The organism is Advenella sp. FME57, from assembly GCF_014897675.1.
Lineage (GTDB): Bacteria > Pseudomonadota > Gammaproteobacteria > Burkholderiales > Burkholderiaceae_B > Advenella.
Window position 1 is genome coordinate 88,279 of sequence record NZ_JABUXU010000013.1, and the last position, 14,588, is coordinate 102,866.

General features: G+C 57.9%; 13 protein-coding genes. 7 read left to right on the forward strand and 6 right to left on the reverse strand.

Annotated elements, in window-relative coordinates; translation table 11 throughout:
* Positions 1 to 53: 53 nt before the first annotated feature.
* Genes gatB through gatC form a run of 3 tightly spaced genes read right to left on the reverse strand, consistent with a single transcriptional unit; the run spans position 54 to position 3,336 of the window.
* Positions 54 to 1,508 carry an Asp-tRNA(Asn)/Glu-tRNA(Gln) amidotransferase subunit GatB gene (gene gatB / locus INT32_RS15575; protein WP_193089632.1) on the reverse strand — a complete coding sequence of 485 codons (1,455 nt, stop codon included), beginning with the start codon at positions 1,506 to 1,508 and terminating at the stop codon, positions 54 to 56.
* Positions 1,505 to 3,025 carry an Asp-tRNA(Asn)/Glu-tRNA(Gln) amidotransferase subunit GatA gene (gene gatA, locus INT32_RS15580; RefSeq protein WP_193089633.1) on the reverse strand — a complete coding sequence of 507 codons (1,521 nt, stop codon included), beginning with the start codon at positions 3,023 to 3,025 and terminating at the stop codon, positions 1,505 to 1,507. The genes gatB and gatA overlap by 4 nt, the downstream gene beginning before the upstream one ends.
* A gap of 2 nt (positions 3,026 to 3,027) precedes the next feature.
* Positions 3,028 to 3,336, reverse strand: a complete 309-nt coding sequence (gatC, locus tag INT32_RS15585) for an Asp-tRNA(Asn)/Glu-tRNA(Gln) amidotransferase subunit GatC (protein WP_193089634.1) — start codon at positions 3,334 to 3,336, stop codon at positions 3,028 to 3,030.
* A 223-nt stretch (positions 3,337 to 3,559) separates the two neighbouring features.
* On the opposite strand from gatC, the gene INT32_RS15590 reads away from it, so the two are divergent.
* The 5 genes from INT32_RS15590 (at position 3,560) to rodA (ending at position 9,362) form a co-directional block, all read left to right on the forward strand.
* A complete protein-coding gene (locus INT32_RS15590; protein WP_193089635.1) occupies positions 3,560 to 4,603 on the forward strand; it encodes a rod shape-determining protein in 1,044 nt (347 codons plus the stop codon).
* Positions 4,604 to 4,688: 85 nt separating this feature from the next.
* Entirely contained in the window at positions 4,689 to 5,594 is a 906-nt protein-coding gene (mreC, locus tag INT32_RS15595; protein ID WP_193089636.1) for a rod shape-determining protein MreC, read from the forward strand.
* A gap of 1 nt (position 5,595) precedes the next feature.
* Positions 5,596 to 6,132: a rod shape-determining protein MreD gene (mreD, locus tag INT32_RS15600; RefSeq protein ID WP_193089637.1), complete on the forward strand. Its 537-nt coding sequence runs from the start codon at positions 5,596 to 5,598 to the stop codon at positions 6,130 to 6,132.
* Between the two features lie 13 nt (positions 6,133 to 6,145).
* Entirely contained in the window at positions 6,146 to 8,215 is a 2,070-nt protein-coding gene (mrdA, locus tag INT32_RS15605; protein WP_193089638.1) for a penicillin-binding protein 2, read from the forward strand.
* Positions 8,208 to 9,362, forward strand: a complete 1,155-nt coding sequence (gene rodA, locus INT32_RS15610) for a rod shape-determining protein RodA (RefSeq protein ID WP_193089639.1) — start codon at positions 8,208 to 8,210, stop codon at positions 9,360 to 9,362. Before mrdA ends, rodA begins: the two co-directional genes overlap by 8 nt.
* A 36-nt stretch (positions 9,363 to 9,398) precedes the next feature.
* Here the strand turns inward: rodA and mutY are convergent, their stop codons facing one another.
* Genes mutY through INT32_RS15625 form a run of 3 tightly spaced genes read right to left on the reverse strand, consistent with a single transcriptional unit; the run spans position 9,399 to position 12,082 of the window.
* Positions 9,399 to 10,505 (reverse strand): A/G-specific adenine glycosylase, encoded by a 1,107-nt coding sequence (gene mutY, locus INT32_RS15615; RefSeq protein WP_193089640.1) that lies wholly within the window; start codon positions 10,503 to 10,505, stop codon positions 9,399 to 9,401.
* A gap of 3 nt (positions 10,506 to 10,508) precedes the next feature.
* Entirely contained in the window at positions 10,509 to 11,417 is a 909-nt protein-coding gene (locus INT32_RS15620; RefSeq protein ID WP_193089641.1) for an ABC transporter permease, read from the reverse strand.
* Positions 11,414 to 12,082: a cell division ATP-binding protein FtsE gene (locus INT32_RS15625; protein ID WP_193089642.1), complete on the reverse strand. Its 669-nt coding sequence runs from the start codon at positions 12,080 to 12,082 to the stop codon at positions 11,414 to 11,416. The genes INT32_RS15620 and INT32_RS15625 overlap by 4 nt, the downstream gene beginning before the upstream one ends.
* Positions 12,083 to 12,293: 211 nt before the next feature.
* On the opposite strand from INT32_RS15625, the gene INT32_RS15630 reads away from it, so the two are divergent.
* The gene (locus INT32_RS15630) at positions 12,294 to 13,316 is read left to right on the forward strand and encodes an amino acid ABC transporter substrate-binding protein (protein ID WP_193089643.1); all 1,023 of its coding nucleotides are present in this window, start codon (positions 12,294 to 12,296) and stop codon (positions 13,314 to 13,316) included.
* 98 nt (positions 13,317 to 13,414) lie between these two features.
* The gene (locus INT32_RS15635; protein ID WP_193089644.1) at positions 13,415 to 14,587 is read left to right on the forward strand and encodes an amino acid ABC transporter permease; all 1,173 of its coding nucleotides are present in this window, start codon (positions 13,415 to 13,417) and stop codon (positions 14,585 to 14,587) included.
* Position 14,588: the final 1 nt, after the last annotated feature.

Consider the following 14,588-nt stretch of genomic DNA (forward strand, 5'->3'; position numbering starts at 1 on the left):
AGATACCTGCTGCAGTGGTCGGTTGGTGGACCACTGCAGCATATCCTGAACGGTCAGCCCAGTTTTTCCTTGAGCATTTGGTTGACCTGGGCCGGATTGACCTTGCCCTTGCCGGCCTTCATGACCTGACCGACCAATGAATTGAAGGCTTTTTGTTTGCCGGCGCGGTATTCTTCAACGATGGCGGGATGGGCAGCAAGCACGTCATCGATCAGTGTGCCAATGGCCCCGGTGTCACTCACTTGTTTGAGCCCGCGCGCCTCGACAATAGCATCGACATTGCGGTCATGTTCGCCAGCCCACATGGCGGCAAACACCTCACGACCGGCCTTGTTTGACAGCGTGCCGTCGGCAATACGCTGAACCAGTCTGGCCAGGTCTTCGGGCGTGACCGGACTGTCGACAATCTCGCGCTCTTCCCGGTTCAGGGATGCGGCCAGTTCTCCCATGATCCAGTTCGATGCCAGCTTAGCCTGTTCGGCAGGCAGGCGCGCCATGGTCGCTTCGAAAAAGTCGGAGACGCCGCGCGTGACGGTAAGCTGGGCTGCGTCGTAAGCGGGCAGGCCCAGTTCGGTTTCGTAGCGCTCACGTCGCAGCACGGGCAACTCGGGCATGTTGGCACGGACCTGTTCGATCCATTCGTTGCTGATAATGAGTGGTGGCAGGTCCGGGTCAGGAAAATAACGGTAGTCGTGCGCGTCTTCCTTGGTCCGCATGCTGCGTGTCTCATCGTTCACGTCATCGTACAGTCGGGTTTCCTGGATAATGGTGCCGCCATCTTCCAGAACGTCGATCTGCCGGCGGGCCTCGAACAGAATGGCGCGCTCCAGGAAGCGGAACGAGTTGACGTTTTTGATCTCGGTACGTGTGCCGAATTCCTTCTGGCCGACCGGCCGCACCGAGACGTTGGCGTCGCAACGGAACGAGCCTTCCTGCATATTGCCGTCGCATATGCCCAGCCAGACCACCAGGCCGTGCAGGGTTTTTGCATATTCGACCGCTTCGGCAGCGGAACGCATTTCCGGCTCGGTTACGATCTCCAGTAGCGGCGTGCCGGTGCGGTTCAGATCGATGCCGGTAGCCGGCTCGCCCTGCGGGCCCTTGAACGTATCGTGCAGCGACTTGCCGGCATCTTCTTCCAGATGCGCCCGCGTCAGGTTAACGGTTTTTTCTTCATCGCCAACAAAAAAGCGGATTTTGCCGCCCACGACGACCGGAATTTCAAATTGGGTAATTTGGTAGTTTTTCGGCAGATCGGGATAAAAATAGTTTTTGCGTGCAAAGATCGAGCGGGGCGATACGGTGCCGCCGACCGCCAGGCCGAAGCGGATGGCGCGATCGACCGCGCCCCGGTTCATGACCGGCAGGCTGCCGGGCAGGGCCAGATCGACACAGTTGGCCTGGGTGTTGGGCGCAGCGCCAAAGGCGGTGCTGCTGCCCGAGAAAATTTTGGATTGGGTAGATAACTGGGTATGGGTTTCCAGTCCGATAACGATTTCCCACTTCATGATTGAATATCCGGTGTGCGTGTGTGCCAGTCTGTGTGCTGCTGGAAGCAGTCGGCTACGGCCAGCAGGCGACCTTCGTCAAAATAATTGCCAATGATATGCAGGCCGACCGGGCGCGTGCCGTTTCGACCGAAACCACAAGGGACCGACATGGCTGGCAGGCCAGCCAGACTGACGCCCAGGGTATAAATATCGGCCAGCCAGTCGGCGGTCGGGTCCTCGTTGTTGTCGCCAATATTCTTGGCAACATCGGGGGTGACTGGCCCCACAATGATGTCGCACTGGGTGCTGAGCGCCTGGTGAAAATCGTCCACGATCAATCGGCGGATACGCTGCGCCTGCAGGTAGTAGGCATCGTAGTAGCCTTGAGACAGCACGTATGAGCCGATAAGGATGCGTCGCTGGACTTCGGCGCCAAAGCCTTCGGCGCGCGAGCGGCTGATCATTTCATCAATATTGCGATAGGCCGTGGCGCGATGCCCGTAGCGCACGCCATCGTAGCGGGACAGGTTGCTGGATGCTTCGGCAGGGGCAATGACGTAATAGGCAGGAATGGCCAATTCAGTGTTGGGCAGGGAAATGTCCACCCTGACCGCACCGAGTTTTTCAAGTTCGACCAGTGCGGCCTCAACGGCAGCGGCGACTTCGCTGTTGAGGCCGGCGCCGAAATACTCGCGCGGCACCCCGATGCGCAAGCCCTGCAGTGGCCGGGCGCCGCCGTCGCGGTAGCCGGCGCTTGCCTTGTCAAAGGCCTGCTGCACACGTCCTGCGACATTGGGTGTACCCAGGCAGTCCTGCAAGCTGGTCGAATCCATGGGGTCGAAACCGCTGATGGTATCCAGTGCCGTGACCAGGTCTTTGGCGTGACGGGCCAGCGGGCCGGCCTGATCCAGGCTGGAGCCAAAGGCAACCATGCCGAACCGGGAGACCGTGCCATAGGTGGGCTTGATGCCACTGACACCGCATAGGGCTGCAGGCTGACGCACTGAGCCACCGGTGTCGGTGCCGGTAGAGATTGGCACGATGCCAGCCGCCACGGCGACTGCCGAACCACCCGACGAGCCTCCGGGCACTGCCTGCGGATCCCAGGGATTACGGCAGACGCCGAACGCCGAGTTTTCATTGCCGGAACCCATGGCAAATTCATCGCAGTTGAGCTTGCCGACATTGACCGCGCCGGCGTTGGCCAGATGCGTGACCACAGTGGCGTCGAACGGGCTGACATAATCCTTGAGCATAAGGCTGCCGGCCGTGGTGCGCCACTGGCGCGTTACGAATACATCTTTATGGGCGATCGGAATGCCGGTGAGGGCGTGCACATCGCCACGTGCGATGCGCTCGTCGGCGGCACGCGCCTGGGCGAGCGTCAGTTCGGGATCAATGTGCAAAAATGCATTCAGGCTGGCGTGCTGGCCGGCACGATTGAGTGCGGCCTCTGCCAGCTCGACGGCACTGACCTGTTTGCCGTCCAGCGCCTGGCGCAGTCCGGACAGACTGAAACTGGAAATATCGGTCATGGTTACTCGATTACTTTGGGAACTAGAAACAGACCTTCTTCCTGGGCCGGGGCGTTGGCCATGAGCCGGGAGCGGGTGGTCTCGGAGGGGATTTCGGTGACGGCGTCTTCGCGCAGACGCAGGGCAATGTCCTGGATAGCCGACAGCGGATGGGCCAGCGGTTCGACCCCCTGGGTGTCCACAGCCTGAAGCTTTTCAATAAGACCAAGAATGCTGTTCAGATCGGTGAGCGCCTGCGCCTGTTCTGCCGGATCCAGTTCGAGCCGGGAGAGGCGGGCAATGCGGTTCACATCGTTTTCGGTAAGGGCCATAAACGCTTGTTTTTCAGAAATTAATTGAGTCGCCGGATACATCGCGTGAAGGTTGTCTGAAAATAGTCAGCGGTTTGGGAAAAACAGTCTGCAAAAACAATAAATCACGCGATCGAAAAGTAATTATACGTTATGATTACGTGTTCACTCGTTCAAACCCGTGTGTTGAGCCCTTTTGCGCTCCGCAAAACCTTCCTCTGACCCTATTTTAAACTGAGCGATTATGTTCGGATTTCTAAGAAGCTTTTTATCCACCGATATGGCCATTGACCTGGGTACGGCCAACACCCTGATCTATGTGCGCGGCAAAGGCATTGTGCTTGATGAGCCATCGGTTGTCGCCATTCGCACCGAAGGCGGTTCCAACGGTCGCCAGATCATTCAGGCCGTCGGCCATGCCGCCAAACAGATGCTGGGCCGGGTGCCCGGCAACATCGAGGCCATCCGGCCCATGAAAGACGGTGTGATCGCCGACTATTCAGTGACCGAACAAATGTTGCGTCAGTTCATCCGCATCGTGCATCCGCGCAGCCTGTTTACCATGAGCCCGCGCATCATCGTGTGTGTGCCTTGCGGTTCAACCCAGGTGGAACGCCGGGTGATTCGCGAATCGGCCCAGGGCGCAGGCGCCCGTCAGGTCTTCCTGGTCGAAGAGCCCATGGCGGCAGCCATTGGCGCCGGCCTGAATGTATCCGATGCCAGCGGTTCGATGGTTGTCGATATCGGGGGCGGCACGACCGAAGTGGCCGTCATTTCCCTTGGCGGCATGGTGTACAAGGGGTCGGTGCGCGTTGGCGGCGACAAGTTCGATGAAGCCATCATGAATTATATCCGCCGTAACTATGGCATGCTGATTGGCGAGCCTACGGCCGAAGCGATCAAGAAAACCATCGGCTCTGCGTTTCCCGGCACCGAAGTGCGGGAAATGGAAGTCAAGGGTCGCAATTTGTCGGAAGGCGTGCCGCGCAGCTTTACCGTGTCTTCCAATGAAATTCTCGAAGCGCTCACCGAGCCGCTCAATCATATCGTCTCCGCTGTGAAAATCGCGCTGGAACAGACGCCGCCCGAACTGGGCGCCGACATTACCGACAAGGGTATTGCCCTGACCGGTGGCGGCGCGCTGCTCAAGGATCTGGATCGTCTGCTTCAGGAAGAAACCGGCATTCCGGTTGTGGTTGCCGATGAGCCCCTGACCTGCGTGGTGCGCGGGTGTGGCGAAGCGCTGGAACATATTGACAAGCTCGGCCAGATTTTTATTGACGACTAACGTCATCTGAGGGATGTAGCGCACCCGTTGCATCCTTTTCTGCTGTTGTCTTCCTGATCCTTCCGTTCCCGTTTACGGTTGCCCTATGCAGCAAAACAGTTCATTACGTTTTTTCACTCACGGGCCAGCTGCAGAGGTCAGACTTTTTTTTCTGGCTATTTTTTGTGTGGGCCTGATGATCGCCGATTCGCAAACCCGCTATTTCGAGCCGGTGCGCAAAGTGGTGTCCGTGATGCTTTATCCGTTCCAGAAAACCGCCATGTGGCCGCGCGATGCGGTCACGCAGGTGTACGACTGGTCAAATGCAGTTACCATTGCCAAACAGGAAAGCGCTGCGGTTCAGCGGCAACGCATCGAGCTGGCCCAGCTGTCGACGTACGCCGCACAGATGGCGGCAGAAAACGCCCAATTGCGACGCCTGCTCGCCGTCAAGACAACGGTGCAGACACCCTCGGTGGCTGTAGAAATCCTGTACACCTCGGTCAATCCGCTGAACCAGACCCTGGTGCTTACCAAGGGCAGCAACGACGGCATTCGCCCGGGCATGCCTGTCATTGACGAGGGCGGAGTGGTCGGCCAGATCCGGCGCGTGACGCCCTTGACCTCAGAGGCGACCCTGGTTACCGACAATAAAATTTCAGTTCCGGTCATGGTGCTGCGCAACGGCTTGCGGGTCATTGCATTTGGCTCGGGACAGACGGGCCGGCTGGACGTACGCTATCTGGGTTTGGGCGCCGATATTCGTCCTGGAGATGATCTGGTGACCAGCGGTATCGGCGGCATCTACCCGCAAGGCCTGTCGGTCGGAAAAATTGCGGCAGTCGACAACAATTCAGCTGAAGGCTTTATGCGTGCGCGTGCCGTGCCATCGGCGCATCCCGAGCGCTATCGCCACTTCCTCGTGCTGCTGGTGTCTACAGATAATCTGCCCGATATTCCGGCGTCGTTGACCGATATCTCGAACAGTACCGTGCCAAGTAGGGTGAACTGAGATGGTCAAACGTAGTCTGACCTCGCTTGAACCACTGCAACGGACCAATTATTTCTACGGTTCGAGTCCCATTTACGCCTGGATCACCATCGTGCTGACCTGGCTGGCCTCGCTGCTTCCCTGGCGTGAGTGGGAGGGGGCGCCCGATATTCTGATTCTGGTGCTGGCCTTCTGGTGCGTGCAACAGGTGCGCGGGGTTGGCTTGGCAAGTGCCCTGATCTTCGGCTTGCTGATGGACGTGCATGATGCCAATGTCATGGGTGAGCACGCCCTCAGCTATGTGCTGGTGATCTTCGGCGCCATGGTGTTTCGGCGCAGGATGGTGCAATTCGGTTTCATCAGCCAGATGCTGCAAATGCTTCCCGTGTTTTTTCTGGCGCCATTTCCCGGCCATCTGCTGAACGCGTGGCTGCAAGGCGCCTGGAGCGGCTGGACATGGCTGCTGTCGGGATTGATTACAGGTGTGATGTGGGTTGTGGCCGATCTGATTCTCAAGCTACCGCTGCGACCGGTAGACGATAACGAAACGCTGAACTGACGGGAAACGGGCTATGTTCGAATTCCGCAAGCGTTCCACCATACAGCGAAAGAAAATCCGGTTGCGCGTGCTGATCGCGCTGGTGTTTGTGCTCGGTTGCTTCGGGCTGCTGATTGACAGGTTGTGGGTGCTTCAGGTTGAACGCTACCAGGGGCTGGCCGAACGCGCAGACCGTAACCGTATTGCGCTGGTGCCCATCGCCCCACGGCGTGGCGATATCGTTGACCGCAATGGGACAGTGCTGGCGCGCAGCTATCGGGACTATACGCTGGAAATCGTACCGGCCCAGGTAAAAAAACTGGATGAACTGATCAGCCAGATCAGCAAGGTCATTGCGCTGACGCCCCTGGATGTCCGCCGCTTCAAGCGGCGTATGGGCCAGACGACGCGCTACGCCTCGGTCATGCTGCGCGGTAATCTGACCGATGATGAAGCGGCCATCTTTGCCGCTCACTCCTTTCGTTTTCCTGATGTCAATCTGCGTGCCCGCTGGGTGCGCGAGTATCCGCAGGGCGAGTCGGCTGCGCACGTGGTGGGCTATGTGGGCCGTATTTCCGAAAAAGACCAGGAGCGTCTGGAGCGCGATGGCGTCGAGGGCAATTATCGTGGCACCGATGTGATCGGCAAAAAGGGGATCGAAGCCAGTTATGAAGCGGTGCTTCATGGCAAGACGGGTTGGGAAGAGGTGGAGGTAGCGGCATCGGGCAAGCCGGTGCAGGTCTTAAAGCGTATTGATCCGATACCGGGAGACACGCTGCATTTGTCGATTGACCTTGGCCTGCAGAAAATGGTCGAAGACCTGTATAACAAAGGCTTTGTCAAGGAAGGCGTACCCGAGCGCGGTGCGCTGGTTGCCATTGATCCGCGCAACGGGCAGGTTCTGGCCTATGTGTCGGCGCCATCGTATGATCCGAATCTGTTTATTGATGGCATTGACGTGGAAAACTGGCGCCGGCTGGCTGACTCGCCCCAGCATCCGCTGATTGATCGTCCGGTGTCGGGCACATTTCCTATCGGATCCACTTACAAGCCGTTTGTGGCATTGGCTGCGCTCAAGCTGGGTGTGCGTGATCCCAATGCCCGCATTCCTGATCCCGGCTATTTCGAATATGGCAACCAGCGTTTTCGCAATGCGGGTGGTGCTGCCTACGGGCCGACCAATATGCACAGGGCGCTGGTCGTGTCTTCCGATACGTACTTCTTCAGCCTGGGCCCGTTGATTGGCGTGGATGCGCTGCATGACTTTTCTCTGATGTTCGGATTCGGACGCAAGACCGGAATTGATCTGAATTACGAGAAGATCGGTATTTTGCCCTCGCGCGAGTGGAAGAAAAAAGCCTTCAAGGACCCGCGCCAACAGCGCTGGATTCCCGGCGAGACGATTTCGGTCGTAGTGGGCCAAGGGTACAATTCATTTACCATTATGCAACTGGCGCAGGCAACATCTACGCTGGCGGCGGACGGCAAGTATATTCGTCCGCATCTGGTCAGTGAAATGGAAAACACTGTCAACAAGACACGCACGCCAACGGTCAGGCAGCCCGACTATCAGATTCCGGTGAGCCAATCGTCGATTCAGCTGGTCAAGGACGCGCTGGTCGAGGTAACCCGCCGTGGGACGGCCAAGCGCAGTTTTGCCGGCGCCGCTTATGAGTCTGCCGGCAAAACCGGTACGGCTCAGGTATTCAGTCTGAAGGGATCAAAATACAATTCGCGCACTCTGAAGCGCACTCTATGGGATCACGCGCTATATATGGGTTTTGCGCCAGCCAAGGAGCCGAAAATCGCCGTGGCGCTGATTGTTGAGAACGGCGGCTGGGGCGCCAGTGTTGCGGCGCCCATCGCCCGCAAGGTCTTTGATTACTGGCTCTCGCCAACGCGTTCGGCCCAGGTCGATTCGGCGCCCGTGCTGGAGCTGGACAGCGAGGAGCCTGCCGAAGATACGTCGCCTGATGTGCTGGTGCCGCAAGAGGTGCCGGCCAATCCCGAAGACAAGGCGCCGGAACATTTGCCCGATATTCTTGCGCCGGTCGGCAATGGCAGTGGCCGCAATGGCGCCGAACAAAGGCAGAATAATGAATAAATTGATGGACTGGATCCTGCGGGCCTTTCGCGCCTTTGATTGGCCGCTGCTACTGATTCTGGTTATTTTCTGCATGCTGGGCATGACTGTCATGCACTCTGCCGTTGGCGGAACCGACTGGCGTTTTGCCAGCCAGGCACGCAATTTTCTGCTGGCTTTTTTTGTCATGTGGTTCGTGGCGATGATCCCACCGTCACGCATCATGAAGTTTGCCATCCCGCTGTATATTATTGGCGTGCTGATACTGATAGCTGTACTGCTGGTAGGCATTACCAGCAAGGGTGCGACGCGATGGCTCGATATCGGTGTTACGGTCATTCAGCCATCCGAAATGATGAAAATCATCGTGCCGTTGATGCTTGCATGGTATTTCGATAAACACCGCTCCGAGTTGCGGGTGGTGGATTTTCTGATTGCCGGCGTGCTGCTGCTGGTGCCGTTCATGCTTATCATTCGGCAGCCCGATCTGGGGACCGCGCTGCTGGTGCTGAGTACTGGTTTTTTCATCATCTATTTTGCCGGCTTGTCGTTCAAGCTGATTGTGCCGGTGTTTGTGCTGGGTGTCGTGACAATTGCATTGATCCTGTACTATGAACCGATGCTGTGCAGCCCTGATTTTGACTGGGTCGTTCTGCACGACTATCAGAAGCATCGGGTGTGCACGTTGCTTGATCCTGGCAGCGATCCGCTGGGCAAGGGGTTTCACACCATCCAGGGTATGATTGCGATTGGTTCGGGCGGCTTATATGGCAAGGGATATATGCTGGGCACCCAGACGCATCTTGATTTTATCCCTGAGCGGACCACCGATTTCATCTTTGCGGTCTTTGCCGAAGAGTTCGGGCTGTACGGCGGCGTGACGCTGTTGCTGTTGTATACGTTGTTGCTGCTGCGCGGTTTTCTGATCACGATCCGGGCGCGCACCCAGTTCGGCCGTTTGCTGGCTGGCGCCATGACCATGATGCTGTTCATGTATGTGTTCGTGAACATGGGCATGGTCATGGGCATACTGCCGGTGGTGGGCGTACCGTTGCCGTTCATGAGTTACGGCGGTACGGCGCTGGTCACGCTGGGTTTTGCCTGCGGTCTGTTGATGAGTATTTCCAATTACGTCCCCAGCCGCAAGTCGGCGCGGGCCGAGGAATAACCACCGCTGGTGCGCTGCAAGCGACCTGTAGCCGGGTCAGAACAGGCCGGGTGTGTCGGTTGCGCGGTTGCTGTCCTTATCAAAATAGCCCGTCAGCAGTTTGCGCAAGGGCGCGGGCAGCGCAGTATCCGGTAGCGCGTCCAGGGCTACCCACTGCCAGCGGCTGGGCTGGTCGGCATCGTCGCCGACGGGCGGCAGCGCGGCGGGCAGGGCAGATGCGTGCAGCAGCGCCGGTTCGATATGCAGGCGAAAATGGGTGAATACATGTTCGAATGCCGCCAGCGGCACGGGCAACGCGTGCTCGCCGAGCGCCTGCTGCAGATAGGCGGCACAGGCCTGGCGGTCGACAAATTCGGGCAGCGTCAGCAATCCGCCCCATATGCCTTTGTCTGCACGACGATACATCAGGATCTGATCCTTGTGTTCCAGAATCAATACACACACGTGGCGTTGCGGGATCACCTTGCGCTGGCGTGCCGTGGGTAGCTGCGCCTGCCGGCCTTCGCGCCTGGCCACACAATGGACAGCCAGCGGACAACGATCACAGGCGGGCCTGCTGCGTGTACACAAGGTCGCACCCAAATCCATCAGCCCTTGCGTGTAAGCCGCCATATCTACATCGTCCGGGGCGGCCTCAAGATGCTGCCAGGCACGTTCCCACAGGATGCTTTCGGTTGCTTTCTTTTGCGTATCGCCCTCGATGCCATAATAGCGGCAAAAAACACGCTTGACATTGCCATCCAGGATAGGCTGGCGTGCGTTGTAGCAGAAGGCGGCAATGGCGTTGGCCGTAGACGGCCCAATGCCCGGCAGCTTGGTAATATCCTGGGCATTTTCCGGGAAAGATCCGTTCCAATCATTCATGACGACCCTGGCGCAGCGGTGCAGATTGCGCGCCCTGGCATAGTAGCCCAGCCCCGCCCAATAGGGCATGACCTCTTCCTGGCTGGCCTGGGCCAGCGCATCGAGTGTGGGAAATCGGGACAGGAAGCGGGCGTAGTATGGAATAACCGTAGCTACTTGCGTTTGCTGCAGCATGATCTCCGAGAGCCAGACGCGATAGGGATCGCGGCTGCCCTGCCACGGCAGGTCGTGCCTGCCGCGTTCACGCTGCCACTCGATGACGGTACCGGCAAACGACATGGATCAGAAACGCGAATGCCGGGTCATGGACCATTGGGCCGCCAGCGCAGCGACAATCATCACCAGCACAATGGCGGTGCCCAGCCAGGTGACATCGGGTAGCCGGATGACGAAATCGGTGCCATAGCTCTGCGAGAGCCGGGCGATGGCGCCGTTGAGCGAAGCCAGGCCGAACGTGGTAAGCAAAAGCGACAATACGCCGGCAATCATGCCGGTCAGGGCGCCCAGATATAGAAACGGACGCCGCACGAATGACTCGGTAGCGCCTACCAGACGCGCGACGGCGATTTCTTCCCGTTGCACCAGGGCCTGCATGCGCACGGTGTTAAATACCGTACCGACCACCACCACGGCAACGCCGATGGCCAGCAGCAGCAGGACGCCGCGGGTAAAGGAAAGAATGGCGTCCAGCTTCTGAACCCAGGCGCTGTCGAACTGCACCGTGTCTACATTGTCCAGGCTGCTCCATGTCTGCGCCAGTTCCTGGGCCTTGCTGGCCTGATCGCCGGTCGCTTTGATCGTCACGACAATCGAATTGGGCAGAGGATTGCGTGGCAGCACTTTCAGCGCGTTGGACCAGGATTCGGACGCCCGCAATCCTGCCAGCGCGTCGTTTTTGTCGATCACTTCCAGTTTTTCTATATAGGCCTGGTTTTCCTGTTGCAACTGCTCGCCCAGCTCGCGCGTTTCTGCCAGCGGCACCTGCGCTTTCATGAACAGGGTGATGGCCGGATTAACTGAGACATTGCGCGCAACCGGCTCCATGGATACTAGAATGGAACTGGCCAGCAGCGGTAGCGCCAGCACAAGTGCAATGACGGCAATATTGGTCAGTGATGAAAATGGCGTGGCCAGCAGTCGCCGGATGGCGATACGCATAGCGTAAAAATGATGTCTTATCCAGGTTTTCATGCGTGTGTTCCCAGATCCTTGAAACGGCCCGGTTCGATCAGCAGGGTGCGGTTGGCGTGCCGACGCAGCAGTTCCAGGTCATGTGAAGCGATAAGCGTGGTCACGCCGACACGATTGAAGTCACGGAAGACTTCCAGAATTTTCTGTGCGCTGGCCTGATCCAGGTTGGCCGTTGGTTCGTCGGCGATCAGAATGGCGGGCTTGTTGACGATGGCGCGGGCAATGGCCAGGCGCTGCTGTTCGCCGCCTGAAAGCGCGATTGGGTTGAGTTTTTCCTTGCCGGACAGCCCCACCTTTTCAATTGCCGCCCGGGCACGTGCGGCTGCCTTGTCCGAGTTCAGGCCAATAACGGCCAGCGGCAGCATGACATTTTCGAAAGCAGTCCTGTCATACAGCAGGTGCATGTTTTGCAGGATGACGCCAACGGCGCGGCGCAGATAGGGCCTTGCGCGGTTACCGATCTGGTCCATGCGCTGGCCCTTGACGATAATGGAGCCGCGCGTTGGCGCTTCCAGTCCGCCGATCAGCTTGAGCAGCGTGGATTTGCCCGCCCCGGATGGGCCGGAGACGAAAACGAATTCACCCGGTGCAATACTGAAGTTGATATCAGCCAGGATATTGGCGCCCTGCCCGTAAGATTTGAAGACATGCTGAAATTGAATCATGTGGATCCGGTTATTCAAAATTCGGTTCTGTTAATGCGCATTTTAGAGTAATTGCAGATGTATTAGGGTATTTACGATTGTCAATGCGTGAATGGATACTCTAGGATACCGCAAGAGAAAACCGCTAAACAAAAAATCGACAGCAGCAGTTTCCCATCATGTACACGGCGGATTGATCAACGGGGGACGGTTTCTTAACCAGGGGATGAATATGAAAATGATCAGGACAGCGGCATTGCTGGCCGCAGGCGCTTTTACGGTAATCGCGACGCCGGCCCAGGCCGGTAAAACATTCGATGCCGTCAAGGCCAAGGGCTTTGTTCAGTGTGGGATCAGTACCGGTATCCCGGGCTTCTCCATCATTGACAGCAAGGGCGAGGCATCGGGGCTGGATGTCGACTTGTGCAAGGCGATCGCGATCACCATGTTCAACGACGCCAGTAAAATAAAACTCACGCCCCTCAGTACCCAGCAGCGCTTTACGGCACTGCAATCGGGGGAGATTGACGTGCTTACGCGTAACACCACGCAAACCCTGACCCGCGATACGACGCTGGGCCTGATGGGGGTTGGCGTCAATTTTTATGACAGCCAGGGCGTCATGGTGAAAAAGGACCTGGGTGTCAAAAGCGCCAAGGAACTGAACGGCGCGACCATTTGTGTTCAACCGGGTACGACCACCGAGCTGAACCTGACCGACTGGTTCCGCAGCAATAAGCTGGAGTTCAAGCCCGTTGTCATCGACAAGTTCGACGAAGTGATTCGTACCTTCGCCTCGGGCCGCTGCGATGCGCTGACGACCGACAAATCCGGCCTGGCCTCGGTGCGAACCACGATGGAAAAGCCCGACGAATACGAGATCCTGCCCGAGAATTTCTCCAAGGAACCGCTGGGGCCGATGGTGCGGCAGGGCGATGAGCAGTGGTTCAACGTGATCCGCTGGACCCTCAATGCCATGATCGAAGCCGAAGAGTACGGCATTACGTCCAAGAACGTGGATGAAATGACCAAATCGCCTAATCCCAATATCCAGCGTATTTTGGGCGTCAGTCCTGGCATGGGCAAAAATCTTGGCGTCGATGAAAAATGGGCCTACAACATCATTAAAACGGTGGGCAATTATGGCGAGAGCTTTGCCCGCAATGTGGGAGCCGACAGCGCGCTTAAACTGGAACGCGGCTTGAACAACACCTGGCACAATGGCGGCATTCTTTACGCCATGCCGGTTCGCTGAGCGCCAAAAACAGGTACGATGTGGTTTCGACCTTTGATTCGCACCTGATCGCAGGACCCGGAGCCGGCTAATGCCGGCCCCGCCTGACACTGTAACGCATGAAGAAAAACAAATCCAAAGGCCTGGCCTTTTCCTGGAGTGATCCAACGTTTCGCTCGATCGTCTATCAGATAATCGTGCTCGGGCTGGTGGCCGCCGGCGTCTGGTATCTGGTTTCCAATACCATGCATAATCTGCAAGTGCGCAATATCCGCAGCGGCTTCGATTTCCTGGGGCGCGAGGCCGGGTTTGCCATCGGCGAGTCGCTTATTGATTATTCGCCGACCGATACGTATCGGCGCGCCATTCTGGTGGGTCTGCTCAATACCCTTTATGTTTCCCTTGCCGGCATCGTGCTGGCCACGCTGCTGGGCGTTGTGGTCGGGGTGGCCCGATTGTCAAAAAACTGGCTGATCGCAAAACTGGCTGCGGTATATGTCGAGGTGCTGCGCAATATTCCGCTGTTGATTCAGCTTTTTTTCTGGTACGCGCTGATTGTGGAAACCTTGCCCGGTCCGCGCCAGGCCATGCACCCGATGCCAGGTGTGTTTCTGTCGAACCGGGGCCTGCGATTTCCCTTTGCGCAAGGCGAGAGCCTGATATGGATTGTAGCCGGTGTTGTGGGAGCGCTATTGATCACCCTTGCGGCAGGTCGGTATTTGCGCCGCAGGCAAATCCGAACCGGCACACAAACGGCGCTGTGGCCGATCGGCCTTGCGCTTTTTATCCTGTTGCCGGTGGCTGGATTTTTTTTCGGCGGCGGGCAACTGGCCTTCAGCATTCCAGAACTCAAGGGCTTCAATTTTGCCGGAGGCGCCAGTATTTCCCCGGAACTGACGGCGCTGCTAAGCGGGCTGGTTATCTACACCTCGGCCTTTGTCGCGGAAATTGTGCGTTCGGGGATACAGGCCGTGCCAGGCGGCCAGTGGGAAGCGGCCGGATCCGTGGGCCTGAGCCGTCGTCGCGCGCTGCGGCTGGTGGTGTTGCCGCAGGCGCTGCGGATCATGATTCCGCCGCTGACCAGCACTTATCTGAACCTGATGAAAAACAGTTCGCTGGCGGTGGCGATCGGCTATCCGGATATTGTGTCAATCATCAACACAACGCTGAACCAGACGGGGCAGGCCATAGAGGGCATTCTCATTGTCATGGCAGCGTATCTGACCGTCAGCCTGTCCATTTCCCTGTTCATGAACTGGTATAACCGGCGCATTGCGCTGGTGGAGCGATAGC

Coding starts and splice junctions, on each gene's coding strand:
- INT32_RS15620 (WP_193089641.1), bottom strand. CDS start 11,417: ATGAAAACCTGGATAAGACATCATTTTTACGCTATGCGTATCGCCATC.
- rodA (WP_193089639.1), top strand. CDS start 8,208: ATGAATAAATTGATGGACTGGATCCTGCGGGCCTTTCGCGCCTTTGAT.
- mreC (WP_193089636.1), top strand. CDS start 4,689: ATGCAGCAAAACAGTTCATTACGTTTTTTCACTCACGGGCCAGCTGCA.
- INT32_RS15630 (WP_193089643.1), top strand. CDS start 12,294: ATGAAAATGATCAGGACAGCGGCATTGCTGGCCGCAGGCGCTTTTACG.
- INT32_RS15590 (WP_193089635.1), top strand. CDS start 3,560: ATGTTCGGATTTCTAAGAAGCTTTTTATCCACCGATATGGCCATTGAC.
- mutY (WP_193089640.1), bottom strand. CDS start 10,505: ATGTCGTTTGCCGGTACCGTCATCGAGTGGCAGCGTGAACGCGGCAGG.
- INT32_RS15635 (WP_193089644.1), top strand. CDS start 13,415: ATGAAGAAAAACAAATCCAAAGGCCTGGCCTTTTCCTGGAGTGATCCA.
- gatB (WP_193089632.1), bottom strand. CDS start 1,508: ATGAAGTGGGAAATCGTTATCGGACTGGAAACCCATACCCAGTTATCT.
- mrdA (WP_193089638.1), top strand. CDS start 6,146: ATGTTCGAATTCCGCAAGCGTTCCACCATACAGCGAAAGAAAATCCGG.
- INT32_RS15625 (WP_193089642.1), bottom strand. CDS start 12,082: ATGATTCAATTTCAGCATGTCTTCAAATCTTACGGGCAGGGCGCCAAT.
- gatA (WP_193089633.1), bottom strand. CDS start 3,025: ATGACCGATATTTCCAGTTTCAGTCTGTCCGGACTGCGCCAGGCGCTG.
- gatC (WP_193089634.1), bottom strand. CDS start 3,336: ATGGCCCTTACCGAAAACGATGTGAACCGCATTGCCCGCCTCTCCCGG.
- mreD (WP_193089637.1), top strand. CDS start 5,596: ATGGTCAAACGTAGTCTGACCTCGCTTGAACCACTGCAACGGACCAAT.